This is a genomic window from Neokomagataea thailandica NBRC 106555 (assembly GCF_001598495.1).
In the GTDB taxonomy this organism is placed as follows: domain Bacteria; phylum Pseudomonadota; class Alphaproteobacteria; order Acetobacterales; family Acetobacteraceae; genus Gluconobacter; species Gluconobacter thailandicus_A.
On record NZ_BCZB01000042.1, the window covers coordinates 1 to 9,303 of the forward strand.

General features: G+C 55.6%; 14 protein-coding genes and 1 pseudogene. 8 read left to right on the forward strand and 7 right to left on the reverse strand.

Annotated features, from left to right (window positions below):
- Positions 1-427 precede the first annotated feature (427 nt).
- The 4 genes from NTH01S_RS10765 to NTH01S_RS10780 all read right to left on the reverse strand — a co-directional run bounded on the left by NTH01S_RS10765 (position 428) and on the right by NTH01S_RS10780 (position 2,842).
- On the reverse strand, positions 428-1,354 hold the full coding sequence (locus NTH01S_RS10765; RefSeq protein ID WP_068173587.1) for a nucleotidyl transferase AbiEii/AbiGii toxin family protein: 927 nt from the start codon (positions 1,352-1,354) through the stop codon (positions 428-430).
- Positions 1,335-1,766: a hypothetical protein gene (locus NTH01S_RS10770; RefSeq protein WP_068173589.1), complete on the reverse strand. Its 432-nt coding sequence runs from the start codon at positions 1,764-1,766 to the stop codon at positions 1,335-1,337. The genes NTH01S_RS10765 and NTH01S_RS10770 overlap by 20 nt, the downstream gene beginning before the upstream one ends.
- Before the next feature lie 462 nt (positions 1,767-2,228).
- Entirely contained in the window at positions 2,229-2,648 is a 420-nt protein-coding gene (locus NTH01S_RS10775) for a PIN domain-containing protein (RefSeq protein WP_068173590.1), read from the reverse strand.
- Positions 2,645-2,842: an AbrB/MazE/SpoVT family DNA-binding domain-containing protein gene (locus tag NTH01S_RS10780; protein WP_068173593.1), complete on the reverse strand. Its 198-nt coding sequence runs from the start codon at positions 2,840-2,842 to the stop codon at positions 2,645-2,647. The genes NTH01S_RS10775 and NTH01S_RS10780 overlap by 4 nt, the downstream gene beginning before the upstream one ends.
- Positions 2,843-3,202: 360 nt before the next feature.
- Between NTH01S_RS10780 and NTH01S_RS10785 the strand changes: the two genes are divergently transcribed.
- The 8 genes from NTH01S_RS10785 (at position 3,203) to NTH01S_RS10810 (ending at position 6,985) form a co-directional block, all read left to right on the forward strand.
- Positions 3,203-3,790, forward strand: coding sequence for a hypothetical protein (locus NTH01S_RS10785; RefSeq protein WP_068173596.1), 588 nt, complete (start codon positions 3,203-3,205; stop codon positions 3,788-3,790).
- The gene (locus NTH01S_RS12170) at positions 3,774-3,899 is read left to right on the forward strand and encodes a hypothetical protein (protein ID WP_267288078.1); all 126 of its coding nucleotides are present in this window, start codon (positions 3,774-3,776) and stop codon (positions 3,897-3,899) included. The genes NTH01S_RS10785 and NTH01S_RS12170 overlap by 17 nt, the downstream gene beginning before the upstream one ends.
- Positions 3,899-4,324 carry a hypothetical protein gene (locus tag NTH01S_RS10790; protein WP_068173598.1) on the forward strand — a complete coding sequence of 142 codons (426 nt, stop codon included), beginning with the start codon at positions 3,899-3,901 and terminating at the stop codon, positions 4,322-4,324. The genes NTH01S_RS12170 and NTH01S_RS10790 overlap by 1 nt, the downstream gene beginning before the upstream one ends.
- Positions 4,325-4,328: 4 nt before the next feature.
- Positions 4,329-4,598: a DUF2312 domain-containing protein gene (locus tag NTH01S_RS10795; protein WP_068173600.1), complete on the forward strand. Its 270-nt coding sequence runs from the start codon at positions 4,329-4,331 to the stop codon at positions 4,596-4,598.
- A 4-nt stretch (positions 4,599-4,602) separates the two neighbouring features.
- Entirely contained in the window at positions 4,603-5,082 is a 480-nt protein-coding gene (locus tag NTH01S_RS10800; RefSeq protein ID WP_068173602.1) for a hypothetical protein, read from the forward strand.
- A 435-nt stretch (positions 5,083-5,517) separates the two neighbouring features.
- Positions 5,518-5,688: a hypothetical protein gene (locus NTH01S_RS11820; RefSeq protein WP_157070963.1), complete on the forward strand. Its 171-nt coding sequence runs from the start codon at positions 5,518-5,520 to the stop codon at positions 5,686-5,688.
- A gap of 333 nt (positions 5,689-6,021) precedes the next feature.
- Positions 6,022-6,669, forward strand: coding sequence for a hypothetical protein (locus tag NTH01S_RS10805; protein ID WP_068173605.1), 648 nt, complete (start codon positions 6,022-6,024; stop codon positions 6,667-6,669).
- A gap of 61 nt (positions 6,670-6,730) precedes the next feature.
- A complete protein-coding gene (locus NTH01S_RS10810) occupies positions 6,731-6,985 on the forward strand; it encodes a hypothetical protein (protein ID WP_068173607.1) in 255 nt (84 codons plus the stop codon).
- A 145-nt stretch (positions 6,986-7,130) separates the two neighbouring features.
- Here NTH01S_RS10810 and NTH01S_RS10815 read toward each other — a convergent pair whose 3' ends face one another.
- From NTH01S_RS10815 to NTH01S_RS10825, 3 genes and pseudogenes are all read right to left on the reverse strand, one after another.
- Entirely contained in the window at positions 7,131-7,814 is a 684-nt protein-coding gene (locus tag NTH01S_RS10815; RefSeq protein WP_068173609.1) for a hypothetical protein, read from the reverse strand.
- A complete protein-coding gene (locus NTH01S_RS10820; protein ID WP_068173611.1) occupies positions 7,802-8,584 on the reverse strand; it encodes a P-loop NTPase family protein in 783 nt (260 codons plus the stop codon). The genes NTH01S_RS10815 and NTH01S_RS10820 overlap by 13 nt, the downstream gene beginning before the upstream one ends.
- Before the next feature lie 89 nt (positions 8,585-8,673).
- Positions 8,674-9,303, reverse strand: a pseudogene (locus NTH01S_RS10825) (hypothetical protein); the annotation flags it as partial.

Below are 9,303 nucleotides of genomic sequence, written 5' to 3' on the forward strand. Positions count from 1 at the left end.
TGAAGCCTTGGGGTTTTAGTGGGCCTGAAGATATAGCGGGCTTCACGGTGGGGGTGATGCCCGCTATGGGGGGAGAGCAGTCTGTCCGGTTGCGGGTATGGGGGCTCGGAAGCGGACGTCCCCGTCGTTCCCAGCGCTGTTCAGGTCCTCTATGGCTTAGGTCATAGCCAGTTCGCGCTCTGTTTCTTGCTGTTAAAGCAACTCACAGTGGTTGTGAGTTTGAAAGCAAGAAGCGGAGTGCAGGCCGCATTTTCAGGCATCACGATGGTGGCAGACAATCGTGGAGAACGTCATGAAGCCTGAAGTCACCGTGTTGGCGCGCGCCTGCCGCCACGCAACTGAATATCTGCAAGGGGGTGGGGAACGTAATGCCGGCTTCCTGGCGAAATAGCTCGAATGTAGACATCTCGGCCAATCCCGGGGCGGTTCACTCCCAGAGGTCGCCACCCAGCTGCGCCACGGACCGGAATGCCTCGGTGTAGGTCGTCCGCTCGCCGTAGACCATGCGCTTAAGGAACAGGGTGTAGGAGGCGTGGCACTTCTCGTCCCGTTCGAGGTGCTCAAGCGCCCGCTGCGTCCACCCTCGCGGATCTTTCTGGTAGCTGGGAAACCAGTTTGCGAACTGCTCCGCGTCCGAGTTTGCGATCCTGCGGGCGAGCCCGAGGACAGTCTCGCGGTCGACGTGCGATAGCAGCCAGTGCAGGTCGTAAACGTGACGGACGAGGAAGGGATCGTGGGCGTCGGGCTTGGTCCCCTCGAGGTCACCGGCGGTCCGGCGCGTCAGGGACACCAGCTTCTCCGCCGCCGTCTCCTCGATGGACACGCACTCGAGTTCGGTGATCTCGGCGTCCTGCTGAGTCGCCTGACTAACGAAGGAGCACATATTCCGCCGGACCGTTTGCAGCTTAGGTGGCGAGTAGGTCAGTTCGACGAGCAGGTGCGGTCGCAGCGGGCCGTCGACCTTCTCCGGGTCTCGGTACCAGACCTCGAACGAGACGTTTCGATTGTCGTTCTTCGCGACTACCGTCGGCTCCCGGAACCCGGCCTTCAGGATGGCAGCGTTGACCGCCGCCTTGGTCTTGCGGAGCGCGGTCCGGAGGGCGTTCTTCGAGGCTGGGGGCGGGTCGACCACGACCTTGAGATCGATATCCTCAGACATGCGGCTGACGAGTTTGTGGGCCCGCGCGAGGCACGTCCCGCCCGCGAAGACCAAGCGAGCGCCGGGAGGCAGAGGCGCGGCCACGATTGCCGAGAGAATCTCGACAACCCGGAAGTCCTTCTCGACAACCTGCGACGAGGGAAGCTCCAAGGCGTCGGTGACGTTGTCGAGGAGATCAGCCGTGAGCTCTCTCAAACTGCGCCTCCAAGTTCTTATACTTGAGCTTCCGAGCGAAGCGGCCGCGCACGGCATAGGCGGCGTTGGCTTGGATCTGAGTGGTCCGGCCCGCGTTGTAGTCCCGAACGACCTGTGTCTCGCCCCAAGGGACCCGAAGCTTCATGAGGGTCTGACGGACGGCACCGTCGAAGCCCCCCCTGGCCGCAAGCGCGGACTGCCCCGTAAGAGGATTCGTCCGGAGCTTTGCGTAGACCCCGTAGCCGAGGCGCGTGACCGCCTTCTCGTCGACGAGATTCCGGAGCACGCGCTTGACTTGGTCATAGTCGCCAAGATCATCAAAGTCGCGCGGCACGAAGACGTCGGCTCTCGACCGCTGGATTCGGGTCGAGACGCGAGCCTTCAACGTCTTTGGTTTCTTCGCAATCGTCATGGCTACCCCCTTGCGACCATGCTTATAGCAAACAAAGGACGTCGTTAAGAACAAAAATAAGACATTCCAGTGACTCAAACATAGGACACCGTATGACTGTTTCTAGTCGTACTGGAGGGACTCGGAACGAACACGTGGAGTTCGGATCCAAGGGACGGGTCAAGACCAAATTCCGGAGACGGTGACTCCTGATGGATACCCACACCGGCGCAGATCTGATTTAAAGTGGCGAACGAGGGGTCGGTTCCGGCTGAGGGCGAAATGACACAGCAAGCTTGGTCTGAGCGTCCCAATTGGGGGTGATACATAAAACGGGCACTGAACCGCTTCGGGATTGGCGGAGACTATCTTCGCGCATGTTGCTACGTCCGCTTTCAAGAATGGTCATCCCATAGTCTCGCGTCCGCAAAGAGGCGTAAGCAGACCTACTGCTTACGCCCTCATTAGAGAGGCTGGTGTGGTTCAGATGGATGTGTCGTCGGCAAATGGATTACGGACTTCCAGCATATCGAGAAATCGCTGTCCGTCTTGCATATCCTCACTCAGGACCTCGTCGAACCCGCTTTCGATGGCGCAACCCAGAATCATCGCATCATAAGTGCTAAGAGCATACCGTGTGATCAACATCCAAGCGCGATCATAGACCATCTGTGTTAAAGGGTGGATTGTGGTCAGGCTTTTGAGGTCAGTAATCACATCAGCGATTTCGGTCAGTGTCAGCGAGGTTTTACGCCGTAGTGTGTGCGTTACCTCGTTCAGGGTCTGCACCGAAATGTTGCAGTCATAGTCGGCCAGAATGCTTCGTGCGATGCCAGCCTTTCGGGTGTCATCGGGCTTTAAAACATAGAGCACAATATTACTGTCGAGAAAAACGCTTCTCACCCGTCGAGGCGCTCGATGCGCAGATCTTCTGGTATGCTTTGGCTGACTTCAGCTAAATGCGCCAGCGCTTCACCGCGTGTCTTGAGGCGCGCGAACACAGCATCGACATGATCGCCCTCTTGCAGTCCCAGTTGGCGAACGATGTGTGCGGGGATACGCACGGCAAGGCTGTTTCCCCATTTTGATACGTGCATTTTACGTCCCTGATGGATATCTAAAACTAACTATTGGATATCATAAATGACAAGGGAAGTGCAATCTTCTGTCGGATGTTTTTGCGGCAGCATAGAAGTGTTATCGGCAGCGAAGCGATGCTTAAATGATCATCCGCTCTTGCGCTGAATCCTGTTCAACAAAAGGCGTATTACATTATGGTTGGATACCTCAAAGAAGGGACCTCTTTGCCGGTCGTACAAGACGACGCGACGGAAAAGATGTGGGCACCACCCCCCGAATGACATGCCGGTTGATATTGTCATGAGATAAACCGCAGAAACTGTGCGGCACTCACACGCAGGCTCCGTATCCTCAAAGCAGAGGAAGGAGAGCGTGTCATGTTACAAGAGCCGCAGCGCAGCCGTAAGGGCGCCTTGGCGGTGACACCCTGGCAAGATCGGACGCAAATGCAGCGTGACAAGATGTGCCGGGATGTGCGTCAAGAAGTGATGGCCATTCTGCGCAAAGGACCCATTACACTCGGGGAAATCCGTGCAGCCTTAGACCCCCAGAACGCCTCGGCGTTGTTGTCAGTCTTAACGCTCATGGTCAATGCAGGGGAAGTCGCGTCACTCGGTCACTCCATCTATACGCTGGTACCGTGGTGCCAGGCGGCCAAACCCGTTGCGGCCGAGCCGTTGACGGATTTGGTGTTTAATGCGGTCGCTTTGTACCGGAAAGCCAGCCAGATTATAGCATGGCTTGGTTTGCCTGAGTCGACCGTGCGCGGCACTTTAGAAGCCCTGCGCGATACAGGATTTGTCCATTACAATTGGAAGAATGACGACTACACGATATCGCGACCCGCCGTCGCTCGTTTGATCCGTAAAGGCGCCTCGGAGCGTGTATTCGTGGATTTAGCGGTGCCGCCACGGTGTGAAGACGAAAATGAACTTGGAGGCTACCCCTGTGCAGAGCGCGCATGAGTGCCAATTGGCGCAAGCCTATGGCGATGGAGGATGGTGGTCATGGGATGTGACACATTCTCCTGACACGCTGCCGGATATGCCGCCGCCCTTGCGGGAGGCGACATAATGCCGGCCCATCAGGAATTACGCCGTTTATTGAAACGTATTGGCTGGAATTTACGGCCTCTCGCCCGTAGGATGGGGGTCAGTCATCGTCAATTGGATCGGCTGGCGCATGACCCCGTTTTGATGGGATGGTTGCGCAGCTTGGCACAACTCCATCACGTTTATCCGCACCCTTTGGCCGCCTCTCTGACACTGGGCAATAGCCCGTTATTATGTCCCTATGGGGTGATGCGGGGCATGATCGACATTGGATGGTCAGAGCGTATGTTGGCGGAGCGCGCTTTGGAACACCGCACAACATTACGCCGGATGCTCAGTGGAGAGGCGCGTATTCCGTTACGCTTTAGTCGCTGGGTTGAGCTTTTGGCACAAGGGCATCGTGATCGCCCCATGCCCGATTTACGACATTTAACACAAGAAAGATAAGAGAATGACCACGCTACACACCACACCCGAAGACGCCGCTACAGGGGGCATCGCAGCGGATCGTTTGCGTTCACTGATTGAGCGTGTTGAGCGCTTAGAGGAAGAGCGCAAAGCCTTGGCGGGTGACATCAAAGATATTTTCTCCGAAGCGAAATCCGCAGGGTTTGACGTGAAAATTATTCGTCAGATTATCAAAATGCGTAAACAACAACCCGCAGAGATCGAAGAGCAGGAAACACTGCTCGATATCTATCGCCGCGCTTTAGGGATGTGAGCACATGCCGCAGGCTGACCGTCGCGATGATCCTACGCTGGCGCGGGATCAGGGTTTTATGCGCGCCACATCGCGCGGGTATAGGGCGGGATTCCATCTGTCCTGGGCCCATGCTGTGACGGCACAACAGATCCGTTATGTGCACCCTGTATTATCTGGGCGCCTGCGGAAACGCCCCTGGCGACCAGACCCGCAAGCCTATCGTCCACTCTTACTGGGGAGTGGGAGTTTCCTCGCATCGGCGGGTGGGTATTTGTCGTATGATCAGGTGCGGGACGCACACATGACCACGATGGGGGCCGAGGCCCATTTCCATGGGGGCATCCTCTGGTGGGGCGTGGTGTTTCTCTGTTTGACCTTGCTTTCTGAAGGCATACGCTTTGCCCTACGTTCAGGACAGACACCTCCTCGACTCATGACCATGAGTGCGTGCTTCAATGCGATGTGTTTTATGATGGGATGCGCTCTGCACATCGTGCTCTAAGGGGAAGGGGCGTCAGGTTCACGGGGTTCGGCGCAGAGTAAACGGGCACGCCTTTGGCGTGGCGCTCTCTTGTCCCCCCAATGCTCGCCCCCCAAAGGGGGGCTGCGCCTGAACCGTCTAAGCTAGCCTCTCACTGCTCAACTTGGCCGATGGCGCCGTAATCGCATGATGTGTCCATTTTGGACCGTCTTTGAGTAGCCTTCATAGGAGGACGGGCGGCCCTTCGGGTGCGTATCGCTCTATTGCGCTAGGTGCCAAAGGCACCAAGCTCCACCAAGCCCCGCGCGCGGGTCTTGGCCCTTACGGGTCACGGCTCACCCGCAGCGGGAGAGGGGAGAGGCAGAGCGATGAGCAGAGGTGAGACGGGGGCGACCGCGGTAACGGTTCTTCGGCCTCCTCTGCACGGCCTTTGGCCGCACAGAGGGGGCACGTTCCATGGGTCTGTTTGGCGCATCTGCGTCCAGTCTGACAGCGTCATGCTCCGTCCGTAAAGCCGCTCATATCCTTCTCTCAGGTCGCTGGCCCGCCCCAGCTGCAGGCACGCTGGCGCGCTCCCGCATCTGGCGCAGGCCAACGCCCCTCTCTACAGGATACACCGCAACTTGACGGCCAGACCCTGACGCCGTCTTGGCCGGTGGCAGGATGGGCTCAAGAAAACACCACACCCATTCCACTCTCAATCACCGTTCTTGTGCTCGCCGCACGGGCAGAATGGGTCTAAGAAAACACGAAGTATTCAACATAAAGACAAGTCTATATTTTCAAATAAAAACACAATAAAACCCTGATAAAATGGCGGTTTTCTGCGCTTTTTGCTTGCGTTACTTAGGGAATTGTCGTAAGTTATATTTGTTGAGAGGGAATGAGCCCTCAGACATAACGCCCCGAACGGTGTTTGCACCACCGAACGGGACTTCATCAGAACAGGAAGGTACTTTCATGTCCGACGCAAATCGCTCTATCGCTCAAAACTACACCGCAAGCAAGGGTGAAGTCCGCCGCTTCAACGAAGCCAAGCAACGCACACAGAAAAACAGCGCCCCAACCCTTGCCGATGTGTTGAACCTGATTCCGACCGAAGGCCAGATCGCAAAGATCGTGCCCGCCTTTGGTTTGGAAACCATTGACCCCGACGAAATCACCGGCGCAGGGGCTAACCTTATTCGGGATCAATACACCTTATTCTCTCCGCATCTTGTCTCGATCATCCGCGAAGAACAAAACTTTATGGGCCTCAAGATGCACCTTGACCGCATGGTGGACGGGATTGTGCGTTCCGCTTTTGGTGCGGCTCAATTCTACGAAAAGCATCGTGCCATTGCTAAGGACGCCGCCGATAGTTTCGCCAATGAAGACCGCGACGAAGACCGGATGGGCGTAGATGGCGGTGAAAATCGCGTTATCGGTTTACGCCGTATCGCTGCCGAAAACGGCGCGAAGGCTTACGCAATCGCCTGCCTCGCGCAAGGCGCATGTGCTGAATATGAAACCCTCATGGGCGAAGCATGGAAGCCCTACGTAAAGGACACAGGCCGCAGCTTGGCCCAAGGCGTAGCCGCAGCCCAAGCCGACGCTCTCGGCTTCTAATCATCGCGTGGGCCGCTGACGCGGCCCACCTTATGGCTGGCTTTTCTCAGGTGCGACCACTATGCAAATTCCGTTGTTTACCGCTCTTCAATCCGTTAATGTTTCTGATGAAAAAGCAACCGAGGTTGTCAATTCCCTCGAAAGTCATCTTGCTATGAAAATCACCGAAGCAAACGCCCCGTTACTCGCCAAACTCGACGCTATGGAAATCTCCAACAAAGCCAATTTCGATATTCTTAAATGGCTCTTTTCGGCGCTCATTGCGATCTTTGGTTTGAGTGTCGGTGTGTTAACATTCTTGTCACACCACCCCTAAGGGGAGGGGGAGAAAACGGACGCGCCTTCGGCGCGGCACTTCTCCCCCAATGCTCGCCCCCCAAGGGGCTGCGCGGGCATGTCATGATACCCCGCATCCCGCTCTTACAAGAGCATCATGGGGGGGCTTGAGAGCAAAAGAGCCCTTATTTCTCACGCACAATCGGTGAGGCGTTCGGAAGCAGACAATAAATCTCCTTCCCATTCAGCCCCTGATACATATGCGCTTGGCAGTAACTCCCCACCGACGCTTTGTCGTGTAGAGCCCACCAGCACAAGCCCGTACACACCAGCGTAAACGAGAGCGTCGACGCCACAACGATAGCCATAGCGCGATAAACAACCGACTTCGCATATTCCGTCGCATGAATAGGAAGCCAGCGACCAATATATTCTTTCACGTCTCTTTTTAAGGAGACATTGAGATCCGATAAGATCTCATGCGTAATTTCTCGCTGTCGGTGCTCACTCATTTCTTTCGCACGGTGATAGCTCATACGCGCGTCTTCTAATTCAGCTTTCGCTGTCTGAAGTTCTGTTTCGCCAAGCCGACGCGTGTCTTCCAGAAGTTGTATCGATTGCTGGCTCGACTCTCTGACTTCCGCCAGAACTTGGTTCATGCCGGCCGTGACAACGCGCGTATGGTCATGCATGAGATAACTATACACGTCCATCGTCTTGCGAATGAGGCCACTCCATTGCCACAAGGGGCTACTTTTGGAGGCGATGCCTGCATTGCGTAATGCCTCATCCATCTCTTCGGAATGCTTCTGAAGAAGCGCAAGCGCTTCTTCAGGTGTCGGCTGCTCGCCGTGTCTCATGGTAACCATGAAACAACGTCCTGCTCGACAAGATTTTTCTCAAAATTATCAATCCAAAGACCTGTTACCGCTTCACTCAACGGATCGAGGGTGGAAGGTTTGGAGTGCCCAACGCGACGGGCGGCCTCATGGAACGTCAGACCAGACGCCTTTACTTCATTCATGAAAGGGTTCGCTTGTAAGGAAACAAATTCTAAATCCGTCTCTTTCCGCATTTTATCGAAGCGAGCATCGACAGAAATCGCTTTGATGAATTTGCTTGCATCTTGCCCCATGGGAACAGCGTTCTGATTAAATACGATAAGGGATTTTTGAGGGCGGAAGCCGCCATTATTCCATAAATTCACAATGTAATCGATGTCACCGGAATCAATACCGCACATGAACACGGCAATCACCTCAATTCCCATTGACGTGGTGATCTGCTCAATTTGTGTGCGCTTGGTCCATTCTTCTAAAGTGCGATCACCGCCGCCCACATCGATAAAAACGGATTTCTTTTCCGTGAGTGCCCGAGCGAAGCTTTTGGAAAGATAGTTTTGAACGTCATGTTGGCTATCTGATGCCGGAAGGCCAATGCCACATTGATCATAAAGTGGCTTGAACTGGGAGATGCCCTGATTGCGCACATCGGCATCGGCCATCAAAACGGGGCGGCCTGCGTTTAAGGCACGCTCTGCGAGGAGTGCTAAAGTGGTGGTGCCGCCGAGATTGCCGCGTCCTGCTTTGAAAACAACCTTAACCCGTGGTGGCTGCTTGGACGTCGTGTCTTTTTGCATCTGAAATGCGCTCCTTGTGCCGCAAGGAAACACAATGTTTCCTGCTCCAAAAAGAGTCGCAGAGTTGCGTGTGAGTGCCGCATATTTTTTTAAGAGGCTGCCGCTGAAGCGTAAGCGTAGACAGAGCGCAATAAATTACTGCGTTCTCTGGGGGGGATTGCACCAACCATGGCCTTCATAGCGCGGCCCCATTCGCGCTCATTTTCAAAGAAAGAGCGTCGTGGAAATCCGGGAAGTTGCTCGACATTAATTTTCCCATCATCGTCATAGACCGGATAATTCAGCGGTGTGATGGCGTCTAAGGGAAGGTAGTCTGGCATGCCGACAGGCCGTGGCCCTTCATAAGGCGGAGGAATATCAATTTTCAGCCCGTAGAGACGGGCTTGCGTCATCATTTTGACTGGCTGCTTCGCGTTGGCCAGAACATCCAAATGCGCCGTTGACGAGGCCGCGGGGATGACGTCCGGTTCTGGAGCCGCTGGAGCCGCTGGAGCCGCTGGAGCCGCTGGAGCCGCTGGAGCCGCTGGAGCCGCTGGAGCCGCTGGAGCCTGAAAGACTGGCCTTGGTGGGGGGGCTGTAAACCGTGGTTGAGGGCGGTCTTCCTGCGGTTGAGGGCGTTCATAAACAATGATGGACGGATCATGCGCAGCAGCTTTTTCCCGCTCTGCCTCGAATGTCGTCATCGCCTCTTGTGCCTTTGCTTGAAGTGCAAGGCGACG